The 15,140-nt window shown below is 63.0% G+C and carries 14 protein-coding genes; 6 read left to right on the forward strand and 8 right to left on the reverse strand.

Annotation, left to right across the window (positions count from 1 at the left end):
- Positions 1–16: 16 nt before the first annotated feature.
- Together accC and ACPEE1_RS12070 are read left to right on the forward strand one after the other, a co-directional pair.
- The gene (accC, locus tag ACPEE1_RS12065; RefSeq protein WP_423932848.1) at positions 17–2,065 is read left to right on the forward strand and encodes an acetyl-CoA carboxylase biotin carboxylase subunit; all 2,049 of its coding nucleotides are present in this window, start codon (positions 17–19) and stop codon (positions 2,063–2,065) included.
- Positions 2,066–2,148: 83 nt separating this feature from the next.
- A complete protein-coding gene (locus ACPEE1_RS12070; protein ID WP_423932850.1) occupies positions 2,149–2,919 on the forward strand; it encodes a YdcF family protein in 771 nt (256 codons plus the stop codon).
- 18 nt (positions 2,920–2,937) lie between these two features.
- Here ACPEE1_RS12070 and ACPEE1_RS12075 read toward each other — a convergent pair whose 3' ends face one another.
- Positions 2,938–4,017, reverse strand: coding sequence for a LacI family DNA-binding transcriptional regulator (locus tag ACPEE1_RS12075; protein ID WP_116925728.1), 1,080 nt, complete (start codon positions 4,015–4,017; stop codon positions 2,938–2,940).
- 180 nt (positions 4,018–4,197) lie between these two features.
- Between ACPEE1_RS12075 and ACPEE1_RS12080 the strand changes: the two genes are divergently transcribed.
- From ACPEE1_RS12080 to eda, 3 genes are all read left to right on the forward strand, one after another.
- Positions 4,198–4,737, forward strand: coding sequence for a gluconokinase (locus tag ACPEE1_RS12080; protein WP_232539347.1), 540 nt, complete (start codon positions 4,198–4,200; stop codon positions 4,735–4,737).
- Between the two features lie 113 nt (positions 4,738–4,850).
- Positions 4,851–6,698, forward strand: coding sequence for a phosphogluconate dehydratase (gene edd, locus ACPEE1_RS12085; protein ID WP_182345695.1), 1,848 nt, complete (start codon positions 4,851–4,853; stop codon positions 6,696–6,698).
- On the forward strand, positions 6,683–7,324 hold the full coding sequence (eda, locus tag ACPEE1_RS12090) for a bifunctional 4-hydroxy-2-oxoglutarate aldolase/2-dehydro-3-deoxy-phosphogluconate aldolase (RefSeq protein ID WP_182341486.1): 642 nt from the start codon (positions 6,683–6,685) through the stop codon (positions 7,322–7,324). Before edd ends, eda begins: the two co-directional genes overlap by 16 nt.
- Positions 7,325–7,603: 279 nt before the next feature.
- Here eda and ACPEE1_RS12095 read toward each other — a convergent pair whose 3' ends face one another.
- Positions 7,604–7,873: a DNA-directed RNA polymerase subunit alpha C-terminal domain-containing protein gene (locus ACPEE1_RS12095; protein WP_021028115.1), complete on the reverse strand. Its 270-nt coding sequence runs from the start codon at positions 7,871–7,873 to the stop codon at positions 7,604–7,606.
- A 572-nt stretch (positions 7,874–8,445) separates the two neighbouring features.
- On the opposite strand from ACPEE1_RS12095, the gene ACPEE1_RS12100 reads away from it, so the two are divergent.
- A complete protein-coding gene (locus tag ACPEE1_RS12100) occupies positions 8,446–10,170 on the forward strand; it encodes a diguanylate cyclase domain-containing protein (RefSeq protein WP_423932855.1) in 1,725 nt (574 codons plus the stop codon).
- Positions 10,171–10,271: 101 nt separating this feature from the next.
- Here ACPEE1_RS12100 and gloA read toward each other — a convergent pair whose 3' ends face one another.
- The 6 genes from gloA to ACPEE1_RS12130 all read right to left on the reverse strand — a co-directional run bounded on the left by gloA (position 10,272) and on the right by ACPEE1_RS12130 (position 14,822).
- The gene (gene gloA / locus ACPEE1_RS12105) at positions 10,272–10,685 is read right to left on the reverse strand and encodes a lactoylglutathione lyase (RefSeq protein WP_116925725.1); all 414 of its coding nucleotides are present in this window, start codon (positions 10,683–10,685) and stop codon (positions 10,272–10,274) included.
- A gap of 177 nt (positions 10,686–10,862) precedes the next feature.
- Positions 10,863–11,648: a peptidylprolyl isomerase gene (locus ACPEE1_RS12110; RefSeq protein WP_116925724.1), complete on the reverse strand. Its 786-nt coding sequence runs from the start codon at positions 11,646–11,648 to the stop codon at positions 10,863–10,865.
- Between the two features lie 47 nt (positions 11,649–11,695).
- Positions 11,696–11,980, reverse strand: coding sequence for a BolA family protein (locus ACPEE1_RS12115; RefSeq protein ID WP_021028111.1), 285 nt, complete (start codon positions 11,978–11,980; stop codon positions 11,696–11,698).
- A gap of 75 nt (positions 11,981–12,055) precedes the next feature.
- Complete coding sequence (locus tag ACPEE1_RS12120) at positions 12,056–12,601, reverse strand: septation protein A (RefSeq protein WP_182341477.1); 546 nt, start codon at positions 12,599–12,601, stop codon at positions 12,056–12,058.
- Positions 12,602–12,873: 272 nt separating this feature from the next.
- Positions 12,874–13,284, reverse strand: a complete 411-nt coding sequence (msrB, locus tag ACPEE1_RS12125) for a peptide-methionine (R)-S-oxide reductase MsrB (protein WP_021028109.1) — start codon at positions 13,282–13,284, stop codon at positions 12,874–12,876.
- The gene (locus ACPEE1_RS12130) at positions 13,281–14,822 is read right to left on the reverse strand and encodes a protein adenylyltransferase SelO (protein WP_423932861.1); all 1,542 of its coding nucleotides are present in this window, start codon (positions 14,820–14,822) and stop codon (positions 13,281–13,283) included. The genes msrB and ACPEE1_RS12130 overlap by 4 nt, the downstream gene beginning before the upstream one ends.
- Positions 14,823–15,140 lie beyond the last annotated feature (318 nt).

Raw genomic sequence — 15,140 nt, forward strand, 5'->3', positions numbered from 1 at the left:
CCAAGAGACGACAACCATGTTCAGCAAAATCCTGATTGCCAATCGCGGCGAGATTGCATGCCGCGTGATCGCTACGGCCCGAACCATGGGCATCCAGACCGTTGCGGTCTACTCCGATGCGGACAAGGAAGCGCGCCATGTGAAGCTGGCCGATGAGGCCGTCCATATCGGTGCGGCCCCCAGCCGCGAGTCCTACCTGCTGGCCGACCGCATCATCGATGCAGCGCGCAAGACCGGCGCGCAGGCCATCCATCCGGGCTACGGCTTCTTGTCCGAGAACGAAGCCTTTGCCAAGCGCTGCGAGGACGAAGGCATTGCCTTTATCGGCCCCAAGGCGCATTCGATTGCTGCGATGGGCGACAAGATCGCCTCCAAGAAGCTCGCGAACGAGGCCAAGGTCAACACCATCCCCGGCTACAACGATGCCATCGAGAACGCGGAAAAAGCCGTTGGCATTGCGCAGGGCATTGGCTACCCGGTGATGATCAAGGCATCGGCGGGCGGCGGCGGCAAGGGCCTGCGCGTGGCCTACAACGACAAGGAGGCGCTGGAGGGCTTTACCGCCTGCCAGAACGAGGCGCGCAACAGCTTTGGCGATGACCGGATCTTTATCGAAAAGTTCGTGCAGGAGCCGCGCCATATCGAGATCCAGATTCTGGGCGACAGCCACGGCAATGTGGTCTACCTCAACGAGCGCGAGTGCTCGATCCAGCGCCGCCACCAGAAGGTGATCGAAGAGGCGCCATCGCCCTTCATCAGCGATGCCACCCGCAAGGCGATGGGCGAGCAGGCCGTGGCCCTCGCCAAGGCCGTCAATTACCAGAGCGCCGGCACGGTGGAGTTTGTCGTCGGCAAGGACCAGGACTTCTACTTTCTGGAAATGAACACCCGCCTGCAGGTCGAGCACCCGGTGACCGAGTGCATCACCGGCCTCGATCTGGTCGAGCAGATGATCCGTGTGGCCGCGGGCGAGCAGCTCTCATTCAGCCAGGCCGATGTCAAGCGCGATGGCTGGGCGATCGAATGCCGCATCAATGCCGAAGACCCGTTCCGCAACTTCCTGCCATCGACCGGCCGTCTGGTGCGCTTTGAGCCGCCCAAGCAGACCATGTGGCAGGCCGATACCGCCCATTTGCAAGGCGTGCGTGTGGACACCGGCGTGTACGAGGGCGGCGAGATCCCCATGTACTATGACTCGATGATTGCCAAGCTGATCGTGCATGGCAAGGACCGCAACGAGGCGATTGCCAAGATGCGCGAGGCGCTCAACGGCTTTGCGATCCGGGGCATCAGCTCGAACATTCCTTTCCAGGCGGCGCTGCTGGCCCATCCCCAATTTGTCTCGGGCCAGTTCAACACCGGCTTTATTGCCGAGCACTATGGCCAGGGCTTCCATGCCGAAGATGTGCCGCACGAGGACACCGATTTTCTGGTGGCGCTGGCGATGTTCCGCAACCGCCGCTACCGCGCGCGCGCATCCACCATCAGCGGCCAGATGCTGGGCCACCAGGTGCGCGTGGGCCACAGCTATACGGCGGTGGTGCTGGGTGCCGAAGGCGAGCACAGCTTTGTCTCGGCGGAGGTGACCGATTTTGACGACGAGGCCCGCGTCTGCAAGGTCAGCATTGGCGACAAGACCTACCAGTTCAGCAGTGAAGCGGTGCTGCGCGATGTCGTCACCCACGGCACTTGCAACGGCCAGCCCTTCACCGCACAGATCGAGCGCGGCACGGCCAAGAACCCGCTGGCCTTGCGGGTGATCCACAATGGCACGCAGCGTGACATCCTGGTGCTGTCGCAGCGCGGCGCCGAGCTCTACCAGCTGATGCCCTACAAGGCACCGCCTGATCTGTCCAAGTTCCTGCTCTCGCCGATGCCCGGCCTGCTGGTCGATGTGGCGGTGCAGCCCGGTCAGAAAGTGCAGGCGGGCGAGAAGCTGGCGGTCATCGAAGCGATGAAGATGGAAAACATCCTGTTTGCCACGCAAGACGGTGTGGTGAGCAAGGTGAGCGCCGCGAAGGGTAATTCGCTTGCGGTGGACGATATCATTCTGGAATTTGAATGATCTGAGTGCTTGGCCACGACGCAGACCCGCTGCCCCGCAGCGGGTTTTTTTGTGATGGCTTGGGTGCGACTAGAGGAATGGGAATGCAACGAGGTTTATTGGTGGCGGCCGCCCTGGTGCTGCTGGGACTGGGCATCGTGCCCTTGGCGGCTGGGCACTTGCACCTGGGGGTGCTGGTGCCTGTGGGGCTGGGCCTGGCGGGTGGCTATGTGGCCTGGCGCTGGTCGGCGGTGCGCGCCTGGCGTGCTGCTGCGCCCTGGCGCCGCGCGCTGTGGCATGCGGCCTGGTGGGGCTTGGCCTTGTGGGTGGTCAGCGTGGGCTGGCTCTGGCATGGGATTGCGGGGCTGGGGCAGACGCCAGCGACAACGCCACCGGTGGCCGCCATTGTGGTGCTGGGCAGCGGCACGCAGGACGGCAAGCCGCGCCCGGCGCTGGCCATGCGGCTCGATACCGCTGCGCAGCTTGCCAAATTGCAGCCGCAGGCGGTGCTGGCGGTCACCGGTGGGGTGGACTTTGGGCAGGACGAGAGCGAGGGCGCCATCATGGCGCGTTACCTGGCGCAAGTCCATGGGCTCGATCCTGCCACGATGGTGGTGGAAGAGCGCAGCACCAGCACCGTGCTGAACCTGGAATGGACCGGACCCATGCTGCAGCAGCGCGGTGTGGACCTGGCCCAGCCCATTGCCATTGTCAGCAGTGATTTTCACCTCTGGCGTGCGCTGCATATCGCCCGCAGCCAGGGCTTTAAGCAGCCCATTGGCGTGGCAGCCCCCACACCGCTGCTGACCCGTTTCAACGTCTGGCTGCGCGAGTATTTTGCTGTCGCCAGCAGCTGGGCTTTGGGCGAGTGGTAGCGGGTTTGAACGCCCCGGTCAGGTGCTGGCGCGCCGCACCAGGTGGTAGCCCAGATCCAGCCGGTTCTGCGCCACCGGCTGGCCTTGCACCAGCTGCAGCAGCATCGTGGCCGCCTGGGCACCGATGGCGCTGCGGGGCGTGTGGATGGTGGTGAGCGGCGGCACCATTTGCGCGCTGCCTGGCAGGTCGTTGAAGCCGGCAATGGCGATTTGCGTTGGCACGGCCAGCCCCAGGCGGTTGGCGGCCAGCAGTGCGCCCTGGGCCAGGTCATCGTTGCAGAAAAATACCGCATCCACGCCACCACCGAGCTGGAGCACCTGATCGAGCAACTGCGCGCCCAGGGCCAGCGATGAGCGCTCGGGGCTCAGAATCTCCAGGCCCGGCTCTGCCAGGCCCGCCCGCTGCAAGGCCTGGCGGTAGCCCTGCAGGCGCTGCATGACGCGGGCATCGAGCTGGGCGCCGCAAAAGGCGACGCGGCGGTAGCCCTGGGCCAGCAGGTGTTCCGTCATCGCCGCCCCGGCATCGACCTGCGAAAACCCCACGCTATGCAGCGCAGTGGTAGCGCTGGCAGGGGGGAGCTCCATCAAATGCACGCAGGCCGTGGCACTGGCGGCCAGCAGCTGGGCGCTGCCGGCGCTGCGCTCATAACCGGTCAGCATCAGGCCCGCTGGCCGCATCGGCAGGTAGGCGCGCAGCAGCTGCTCTTCTTCGGCCGCGCTGTAGTGCGACACGCCAATGAGCAGGTGGTAGCCGGCGGCAAACAGCACCTTGTGGGCCGCTTCGATCAGATCGACAAACAAGGTGTTGGTCAGCAGCGGCACGATGACAAGCACCTGGTTGCTTTTCTGCGAGGCCAGCGCGCGCGCAGCCGGGTCGGGCACGTAGCCCAGGCGCATCGCCGTCTCGCGCACCTTGTCGGCCAGTGCTGGCGCCACCCGGCGCTCACCGCGCAGCGCGCGGGATACCGTCATGGGGCTGACGCCTGCGGCATCGGCCACATCCTGCAAGGTGACACGCCCGCTGGCACGCGAGCGGCGGCTGTTGGGCTCGGCAGTCGGCGCGGGCAGAAGCGGGGAAGGGGGCAGGGGCAAGCGCATCTCCGGTCGGCTTAGCAAGCAATATCCAGTATGATAGCGCTATCCCACATTAAATGGGGAAGGAAGGCAATGCCCGCAGACGTCGCAAGATCAAGACCGATGGTTTGAAACGGTTTACGCAAACGACGTGGTCCAAAGGCAGTGCTTGTTTTTTTACCTGTATTGGATAGCGCTAACCCAATGACCAAGTCCTCTGTTGAATCTCCGCATCGGCGTCCCGTAGCTCTGGTGGTGATGGGGGTGTCGGGGTGTGGCAAATCCAGCGCCGGTGAAGCCATTGCGCTGCACCTGGGTTGGCACCTGGTTGAAGGCGACAGCTACCATGCCGCTGAAAGCGTGGCCAAGATGCAGGCGGGCATTGCGCTGACCGATGCCGACCGCGCCGGTTGGCTGCAGCGCCTGGCGCAGTTGCTGGCTGAGGCGGACGATGGCCAAGGGGTGGTGCTGACCTGCTCGGCGCTCAAGCGCCAGTACCGTGAGCTCCTGCGTGCCTCCCAAAGTCGGCTCGGCTTTGTGTTTCTGGATCTCAGCTACGACACAGCCTTGGCGCGGGTGCAGCAGCGCGCGGGGCATTTTTTCTCGCCCGAGCTGGTGGCCAACCAGTTTGCCACCTTGGAAGACCCGCGCGATGAGGCGCAGGTGCTGACCGTGGATGCCGATACCCCGCTGGACCGCATTGCCCGTCAAGTGCAGCAGTGGCTGGATGCTCAGCAGCCTTAAGAGCCTACAAAGCCTAGTGCCAGCGCTGTATGCGGCTGCTGTGCTATAAAAATTACATAAATAAAGGGGGCAGCCTTGTCTGCGTGCCCCTGTGATGCAAAGGATTCCCCATGATGCAGATCCACCCGGTTCTTCAAGCTGTCACTGACCGCATCCGTGCCAAGAGCGCTGCCACGCGCAGCGACTATCTGGCCCAGGTTGACGCCATGGCCCAGCGCCCGCCGCAGATGCGCTCGATGGGCTGCGCCAATGTCGCGCATGCCGTGGCCGGTGTACCGGTCAACGACAAGCTGCGCATTGTCGAGGTCAAGGGCCCGAACGTGGGCATTGTCACGGCCTACAACGATGTGCTCTCGGCCCATGCGCCGCTGCAGCGCTACCCCGATATCCTGAAGGACGAGGCGCGCAAGCATGGCGCCACCGCGCAGGTGGCAGGTGGTGTGCCCGCCATGTGCGATGGCGTGACCCAGGGCATGCCGGGCATGGAACTGAGCCTGTTCAGCCGCGATGCGATTGCGATGGGCACCGCCGTGGCGCTGACCCATGACACCTTTGATGCGGCGCTGATGCTGGGCGTCTGCGACAAGATCGTGCCGGGCCTCTTGATTGGCGCGCTGCATTTTGGCCATCTGCCGATGGTGTTTGTGCCTGCAGGGCCCATGACCTCGGGCCTGTCCAACAACGACAAGGCCAAGGTGCGCGAGCTGGCCGCGCAAGGCCTGGTGGGACGCGAGAAGCTGCTCGAAGCCGAGATGGCCGCCTACCATGACGCGGGCACCTGCACCTTCTACGGCACCGCCAACAGCAACCAGATGCTGCTCGAAGCGATGGGCCTGCATGTGCCGGGCAATGCCTTTATCAACCCGGGTGATGGCGCGCGTGAGCTGCTCACCCGCGAGGCCATGCGTACCGTGCTGGGCATCACCGCTGGCAAGCGCTTTGCGCCCATTGGCCGCGTGGTTGACGAGCGCTGCATTGTCAATGCCATGGTGGCACTGCTGGCAACGGGCGGCTCGACCAACCATTTGATCCACTGGGTGGCGGTGGCGCGTGCTGCCGGCATCGTCATCGACTGGAATGATTTTGAGCAGCTGTCCTCGGTCGTGCCCTTGCTGGCACGCGTCTACCCCAATGGGGCGGCAGACGTGAACCAGTTCCAGGCAGCGGGCGGCCCGGGCTATGTGATTGGCCAGTTGCTGGCGGCCGGCCTGATGCACGGCGACGTGCTCACGGTGCGCCCCGAGGGCCTGGCGGCTTACGCGACTGTCCCGCGCGTCGAAGCGGGCCAACTGGTCTGGCAGGCGGCCACCGAATCCGGTGACGACAGCGTGCTGCGCCCGGTGAGCGCCCCTTTCAGTGCTACCGGTGGCCTCAAGCTGCTGACCGGCAACCTGGGCCGCAGCGTGATCAAGGTCAGCGCCGTGCCGCTCGACCGCCATGTGCTGCGCGCGCCGGCCTGGGTGTTTGACTCGCAGGATGCGCTGCAGGAGGCCTTCAAATCGGGCGCGCTGGAGCAGGCCTGCCAGACCAATGGGCACAACGGCGTCGTCTGCGTGGTGCGCTGGCAGGGCCCGCAGGCCAACGGCATGCCCGAGCTGCACAAGCTCACGCCGCCCTTGGCCGTGCTGCAAGGCAAGGGCTACCAGGTGGCGCTGGTGACCGACGGCCGCATGAGCGGTGCCTCGGGCAAGGTGCCCGCTGCCATCCATGTGTCACCTGAAGCACTGGCAGGCGGCCCCTTGGCCAAAATTGAGAGCGGCGATATGGTGCTGCTGGATGCTGAAACCGGTATCATGCAGGCCGAAGTGGATGCCGCCATCTGGGAGGCACGCCCACTGGCCACGATACCGGCCGAGCAGCTGCGCGCCAATGGCCGCGGACTGGGCCGAGAACTGTTTGCCGGATTCCGGCGCAATGCGCTGAGCGCAGAAGAAGGAGCCTGCACATGGCTGAGCAACTGACTGCTTTATCGATCATGCAAGACGCACCGGTGATCCCGGTGATCGTGCTGCGCGACGTCAACCACGCTGTGTCCATGGCCAAGGCCCTGGTTGCTGGCGGCATCCGGGTGCTCGAGGTGACCTTGCGCACGCCACAAGGCCTGGCCGCGATCGAGGCGATTGCCAAGTCTGTGCCTGAGGCGATTGTGGGCGCGGGCACCGTGCGCAATGCTGCCGATGCGCGTGCTGCAGCTGCGGCGGGGGCCCGCTTTGCGGTCAGCCCCGGCTACACCACGAGTGTGGGTGACGCCTGCCGCGACGCGCGCCTGGCGCTGCTGCCCGGCGTGGCCACCAGCAGCGAAATCATGCAGGCCCAGCAAGACGGCTTCAATGAGCTGAAGTTCTTCCCCGCGCTGCAGGCGGGCGGCATCAACATGCTCAAGGCCTGGCAAGGCCCCTTTGCCGAAGTGCGCTTTTGCCCCACCGGGGGTATCACGACGGCGAATGCGGCGGAGTTTCTGGCGCTGAAGAATGTCGTCTGCGTGGGCGGATCCTGGCTGGTGCCCACCGACACCTTGGAGCGCGGTGACTGGGAGCACATCACCTTGCTGGCCCGTGAGGCTGCCGCCTTGCCACGCAAGGCCTGATACCACAGCCATCAGAGCAATTCCGGGCGGCCATCCAAGCCGCCAAGTGGCTGCGTTCCATACCCCATCCCCACAAGCGGGATGAACATTGATCCATAGGCCATGCCGCTGCGCTGCACCCGGGCGCTAGCGCACCGCCCGGCATGGCGTTTCTGCCCCGTGGCCGGGCCACAGACCTTGCGTGTACATGCCAGCAGGCGTGCAGTGCAGGCCTGCATGGTGTCCGCTAAAAGCAGGGAATTGGGCAGAGGAGCAGGGCGGTGCCCCGGGGGCGCACCTTTAGTCCTTGGACTGCGCCTGCTCAGCATGCGGCTGGTTGGCTGCGTCTTCCGTCCAGGCCTTGTAGCGGCCCGAGTGCGGCTGGAACTGCTGTCCGGGAAACAGCGTCCGCTCGATGTCGCGCAGCACCGTCATCCCCACGCCATTGAGCTTGAGCAAGCGCTCGGGATATGCTTCGACGACCTGATCCACCGTGGTGATCGCATGTCGCCCCAAGCTGTTGAGGGTTCTGCGAGAGAGCCTTTTGTTCAGAAGCAGTTCAGTAGCCATGGGATCATCAATCTATAAACAAAGCGGCAACGTCCATCGTTGGACTGAAGACTGAGGCCAAGCACCACCAATTCAGCGGGAGTTGCTATGCCCGAGCCCTCGGCAATGAGGACAGGAGTGGATACAAATCATGCTAAATCGCATTTTGTTATTCATTGATTCTATCAGCTTATAGCTAATTTGTAACTCAATGATGGGTGATTTCCGCTGATCCGAGATTGATTTATGCCGAATTAATGTAATTAAATGTATTTGATTGGTTATACTGAGGCCGCCCGGCAAGGGAATCAGCGGCATTTCTTCCGGCCTCTATTCTCCACCCAAAAAAAGAATCTCCAGAGCAACTATCTTTTTACCAGGCTGAGGGTAATCGATGGATCTGTCGCTTGCGCGCCAGAAAAATTCCAGCGATGGCCTGGGGTTGCCGTGGCAACATGGCGCTGCCAAGTTGAGTTATTACGCAGGTCTATCGTGCGATGTAATTCATAAAAACGGTTAAAGTAAGAATTAACTGACAGTATCTATACCAATACCTGCCCACCGCGCCATCCAAGCCTTCCCCATCTCTGGTTATGCCCGTCCGTAAAGCTTCGTCGTTGACGATCACCCTGATTTTGCCCTTTGTGATGCTGATTGCATTGCTGACCGGGGTGCTCGGCGTGCTGTGGTACTGGACGGGCAGCAAGACGGTATCGATGCTGTCGCAGCAGCTGATGGTGGAGATGGCCGAGCGCATCAGCCAGGCGGTGGACCGGCACATCTTCAGCTCGGGCTCCATCATCGAGGCAAGCTTTCCAGCGGGCCTGCAGGCCCCCGACAGGATTGAGAACGACATGGCGGCGCTGCGCACCCGCCTGTGGGCCGCCACGTCACTCACTCAGCACCAGGGCGACTATGTCTATTACGGCAATCGCCATGGGCAGGGCATAGGCCTGCTGCGCAGCAATGACACCCAGGCAGAGCTGCGCATCAAGTTGCATGCGCAGGAGGTGCGCAGCCGCTACCTGTTGCCAGGGATCCAGGCCGAGCCCATCTTCTTGTCAAAAGAATCCAATTTGTTCGATCCGCGCACGCGTCCCTGGTACCGGCTCGCGCAGGGCGTCGTCGGCCATATCTGGACGCCGGTCTATATCGATTTCAATGCCAAGGACCTGGTGATGACGCGGGCGCGCAGGGTGTTCGGCCCTGACGGCCAGCCCAGCGGTGTGGTTGCCACCGATGTCTCTTTGAGCGAGCTGCGGCTTTTCGTCGACGGCCTGCATTTGTCCGAGGGCGCGCAGGCTTTCATCATGGAGCCCAATGGGGACCTGATTGCCGGCACGCGCATGGACAATATCCGCGAGAACGGCGAGCAGCCGCCCAGCCGGGTCAACGCCGCCAGCGCCGGCAATCCCTTGCTCAAAGTGGTGTACCGGCAGCTGGTGCATGAGTTCTCGCAGTCCAATGAGGTGGCGCGCACGGCGCTGATCTTTGATGCCAAGGACCATGCGATCGAGGTAGCCTACCGCCACGTGACCGATGAGGCGGGCCTCAACTGGCTCGCTGTGGTCGCTGTGCCGCACCAGCAGATGCTGGCAGGCATCCGCGCCCATGTGGTGCTGGTGGTGGCCTTGGGCCTGCTGGCCCTGGGTATTGCATTGGCGCTGGGTTTGCGCATTTTTGGCGGCTTGGCCAAGGACATGCGCTCACTCACCTATGCGGTGCGCCGCGTCGGGCAGGGCGAGATCGATGTGCCCATTGGTGTGGAGCGCAATGATGAGATTGGTGAACTGGCCAGCAATGTCCACCATATGCGGCATCGCTTGTTCACCGATGCGCTGACCGGCGCTGCCAATCGCAGCGCGCTGAACCATATTCTGGAGACCCTGACCCGGCCGAACGCGCCCAAGCAGGCGGTGTTTGCCATTCTCTTTATCGACCTCAACCAGTTCAAGCCGCTCAATGACCGTTGGGGGCATGAAAACGGCGATTTGGCCCTGATCGAGGTAGTGCAGCGCCTCAAGGAAGTGCTGCGCAGCAACGACGTACTGATTCGCCTGGGAGGGGATGAGTTTGTGGCTGTGCTGCAGGGCATCCACAGCGACGAGCAGATCCAGGTGGTGAAAACCAAGATCCTGGAGGTTCTCGCCCCTGCGCTGCAGACGCTCAAGGGCTTGCCTGAGGGCGAGGTGGTTCATCTGGGTGCTTCCATCGGGCAGGCCATCTATCCGATCGATGGTGCCGACCCACAAAGCCTGCTCAAGCACGCCGATCTGGACATGTACAAAAACAAGCAGCACAACGGCCATAGCCGCTGACCAGCGCCGATGGCCCTTGGTGGCTGGAATGCAAAAAGCCAGGTATGGGCCTGGCTTTGGCTGAGGTGGGGCGTGATTGAAAGACGCGCCCCGGGCTGGCCTTAGCGTAGACCGCCGCCAGAGCCGCTTTCATCGCGTTGGATGAGCTCAATTTTATAGCCATCAGGATCGGTCACAAAAGCGATCACCGTGGTGCCGCCCTTCACAGGGCCGGCTTCGCGGGTGACGTTGCCGCCATTGGCCTTGATCTTCTCGCAAGCGGCATAGGCATCGGGCACGCCTAGCGCAATATGGCCATAGGCCGTGCCCAGGTCATAGCTCTCGGTGCCCCAGTTGTAGGTCAGCTCGATCTCGGCCTGGCCAGGGTTGCCGCCTTCGTAGCCGACAAAGGCGAGCGAATACTTGTACTCGGGGTTTTCCGAGGTGCGCAGCAGGCGCATGCCCAGCACCTGGGTGTAGAAATCGATGGAGCGCTGGAGATTGCCAACGCGCAGCATGGTGTGCAAAAGACGCATGGGGTTTTCTTTCTTGTAAAGGCAGCAGCAGCACAGGGCTGCCGCAAGGAAGAAGGCTGACCTTCAGGGGCCAGCCAGAGCCATCCGAGTGTAGCGCCGCACAGTGGCAGGCTGCAGCCCACAAAGCACAACCCCTGCACGGGGCAGGGGTTGCAAGTAGAAGCGAAGTGGCGAGAATTACTCGACCTTGGCCTTTTCACGCAGCTCTTGCTGGTACTTCTGGATTTGTTGCTGGCGCAGTTGCTGCTCGATCTGGGGCTTGACTTCCTCGAACTTGGGCAGTTGCGCTTCGCGCACATCGTCCACACGGATGATGTGGTAGCCGAACTGGGTCTTGACCGGGGTATCGGTCATCTGGCCCTTCTTCAGCTTGGTCATCGCTTCGGAGAACTCAGGGACGTAGTTGGCGGCATTGCCCCAGTCCAGATCACCACCGCGCTGGCCCGATCCAGGATCCTTGGACTCCTTCTTGGCCAGGTCTTCGAACTTGGCACCCTTCTTGATTTGGGCGATCAGGGCCTTGGCCTTGTCTTCGCTGTCCACCAGGATGTGGAAGGCGTGGTATTCCTTGCCTTGGTTGGTCGCAACAAACTTGTCGTACTCGGCCTTGGCAGCGGCGTCAGAGATAGGATGCGCCTTTTCGTAGGCAGCAAACAGCTCCTGGGTCAGGATGCCTTGGCGCGCCAGCTCGACCTGGCCCTTGAAGGACTCGGTCGCGTCCAGGCCTTGGGCCTTGGCAGCCTGGGCATAGATTTCGCGCTCAATGATGGCTTCCTTGATCTGGCCTTCTTGCTCGGCGCTCACCGGGCGACCGCTGCGCTCCATTTGTTCCTTGAAGGTCTGCAGCAGGGACGAGGGCACTGGCTTGCCATTGACGATGCCAATGTTTTGGGCCACTGCAGGCAGCGCGGCTGAACCAAGCAGGGCAGCTGCAACCAGACCGGACAAGAGCTGTTTTTTCATGCGAAATCCAAATTGTTTATCTATGAAGGAAATATACACCAGTGATTTCATTGTTTTGGTGTATGCAGGACTTCAATGGCAAGGGCATGTAAACCCGCGTCAATGAATGCTTGGAGCGCATCATACACAAGCCGATGCTGGGCAATGCGTGATGTGCCAGTAAATAAGGGTGAAGCGATGCGCAGCCGGAAATGGGTGCCAAATCCGCTGCCATTGGCACCCACATGGCCGGCATGCAGACCGCTTTCATCGATCACTTCCAACTGGGTGGGCGAGAGTTTGTCGCGCAGCACCGCTTCAATGGCGGTGGCAGTAATGTCCTGGGCTTGCATAAAAAAGGAGTGAATGCGGGCGGGCTGGGAGCCTTGGCGAAGCGCTGCTAGCGGCACCTCAGGCTCAGCGCCTGCTCAGGGTTGGTCTTCCGGGTTGTGCTGGATGTGGCGGCTGAGGTACATGGCCTGGCCCAGCACAAAGACCAGCATCAGGCCCAGGCCGCCGAACATCTTGAAGGTGACCCAGGTATCGAGGTCAAACTGGTAGGCGACCCAGATGTTGACAATGCCCATAAGGGTAAAAAAGATGGCCCAGCTGTAATTGACCGTGTTCCAGACGGGCTGGGGCAGCTGCACCTGCGCCGACATCAGCTTTTGCATCAGGTTCTTGTTGAAGAACCACTGGCCCCCCAGCAGCACGGCCGCCATCACCCAGTAAAGCACGGTGGGCTTCCACTTGATGAAAGACTCGTCGTGAAAAAGCAGGGTGGCGCCGCCAAACACCACGATCACGCCCAGGCTGATCCACTGCATGGGTTCTACCTTGCCGACCTTGAAGCGCAGGTAGGCGATTTGCGCAATGGTCGCCACGATGGCCACCCCGGTGGCCACAAACACCCCCCAGACCTTGAACGCTGCGAAAAACAGCAGGATGGGGAAAAAATCAATCAAAAATTTCATATCAGGCGATGCGGGCTGTGCACGGCATGGCTCAAAAGCCGGAGCGCAGTGCGGACAAGAGAGCAGGGCTTTGGGTGCTTGTGTTTGGTTGAAGGGCGCGTCTGCAGGCAAGCGTCCAATGATACGCGAGCTATTTTGCTGCCAGCTTAAGCCGGGCTGAAGTGCTCGCCTCGGCTTGCCGGGGTGTCAGAGCGCTGGCGGCAGCCAAAGTTCCGTGCCGCGCCTGCCACCGGCCTGTCATGGCAGGGGCAAGCCAGGCTTAGAACAGGTTCTTAGTCCTGCTTTTCAAAGTCCAGCGCAGCCGAGTTCATGCAGTAGCGCAGGCCGGTGGGCTGGGGGCCGTCCGGGAACACATGGCCCAGGTGGGCGCCGCACTGGGCGCAGACCGTCTCCACCCGCACCATACCATGGCTGCGGTCCACGTTCTCCTGGATCGCTCCGGGGATGGCTTCGGAGAAGCTGGGCCAGCCGCAGCCCGCGTCAAACTTGGTGTCGCTGTCAAACAGCTTGGCGCCGCAGCAGATGCAGTGGTAGCTGCCATCGGCCCAGTGGGCCTCGTACTTGCCGGTAAAAGGGCGTTCGGTGGCGGCGTGGCGGGTGACCTGGTAGGCCACCGATTCGGCTTGCTTGGATGCGAGTTCGGCCTGCCATTGGGCATCCGATTTTTGGACGGGAAAGCTCATGATGAACAGCTGATTTCAATATGTTGCGCCCAGTCGGGCGGGAGGGCGGCCAGGTCTTCGCAGCCGGGATGGTCTGCATATGGTGTCGCCAGCACGGTTTGCAAGCGGGTAAACGGGGTCCAGTCGCCCCGCTGGGCAGCAGTGATGGCTTGCTGGCCCAGGTGGTTGCGCAGCACATAGCGCGGGTTGGCGGCGAACATGCGCGCAGCGGTGGCTGCTGCATCGCCGGGCTGCAGCAGCGCCTGGTACTGCTCGCGCCAGGTCTCAAAGGCTGCATCGCCATTGAACCATGGGGCCAGCGCCGGCAGGCTGTCATCGGCCACTGCTTGCGACAGCGCGCGCCAGAACAGGCTGTAATCGGTGCGGTGCTGCTGCATCAGGGCGAGCAAGGGGTTGACCACAGCGGCCACCGCTTCGGGCGCGGTGCTGCGGGCGGGATCGAGGCCCAGCTTGGCGCCCAGTGCGCGCTGCATCGCAGGCTCCAGCGCGGTCTTGTAGCGCTCCAGCGCCGCCAGCGTGGTCGCTTCGTCCTCAATCAAGGGCAGCAGCGCCTGGCCCAGGCAAAACAGGTTCCAGTAGGCCACCTGCGGCTGGCGGGCAAAGGCGTAGCGGCCACCGGTATCGCTGTGGTTGCAGATATGGTTGGCGTCGTAGTGGTCGAGAAACTGGAAGGGGCCGTAGTCGATGGTCAGGCCCAGAATGCTCATGTTGTCGGTGTTCATCACGCCATGGCAAAAGCCATGGGCCTGCCACAGCGCCATCATGCGCGCAGTGCGCTCGGCCACCTCGGCCAGCAGCGCGGCATAACGCTCGGTGCTGCCGCTGGCGTGCTGGGCAACACCTGGCATGTAGCGCTCGGCGACATAGTCCGCGAGCTTGCGCAGGCTGTCCTGGTCATCGCGGGCCGCGAAATGCTCAAAATGGCCAAAGCGCACAAAGCTGGGCGCCACGCGGGCGACGACGGCAGCGGTCTCCACCGTCTCGCGGTAGATGGGCTGGGGCGAGGTGACGAGCGACAGCGCACGCGTGGTGGGCACGCCCAGGCCGTGCATGGCCTCGCTGCACAGGTATTCGCGGATGGACGAGCGCAGCACTGCGCGCCCATCGCCCATGCGGGAATAGGGCGTCTTGCCCGCGCCTTTGAGCTGCAGCTCCAGGCCCTCGGGGGCGCTCGCCGAGCGGATCTCGCCGAGCAAAATGGCCCGGCCGTCGCCCAACTGGCCAGCCCAGTGGCCAAACTGGTGGCCGCTGTAGACGCTGGCCAGGGCGTCCATGCCCGGCAGCAGCGCATTGCCGCCCAGCACCTGGGTGGCCTCGCTGCTGGCCAGCCATTCGGGGCGCAGCCCCATGTCCTGGGCCAGCGCGTCATTGCGCGCCGGCATCGCCAGCTGCGGCATGGGGGTGGGTTGCAGGCGGGTGTAGAAGACCGGCGGCAGGCTGGCAAAACCGTTGTGCCACTGGGCACGGGGCTGCAGTGCAGACACTGCTGTGCTCGGGGTGGATGCGGTGACCGCGGCAGCCGCCGGGCGCGTAGACATGCTTGAATCCATGCAGCCATTGTCTGCCTTGCGGCTTTCCCTGCGTGGCCCTGTGTCTATATAGCAAGCCTGGCCCCTGCAGGGCGCAGCGCTGCGGCGGCGCAACATTATTTGACCCTGCCCAGGGCGCAAAACCGCAGCAGCAGGCGCTTTTGTCCCTGGTGGGCCAGGAGGGCCGGTTATTATGTCGGCCTGAGTTCTACCGCTTGCTTCATCAGAAGAGATCCCTGGGACCTCAGGCACCTGCCGGCCATGCCGGGCCAGCTCCACCTTGCGTGGCCCGGCCCGCTTGCGACAACGCCAGGCAGGTGATCGCCG

The sequence above is a fragment of the Comamonas sp. 23 genome, assembly GCF_049601575.1.
Taxonomy (GTDB): domain Bacteria; phylum Pseudomonadota; class Gammaproteobacteria; order Burkholderiales; family Burkholderiaceae_C; genus Comamonas; species Comamonas squillarum.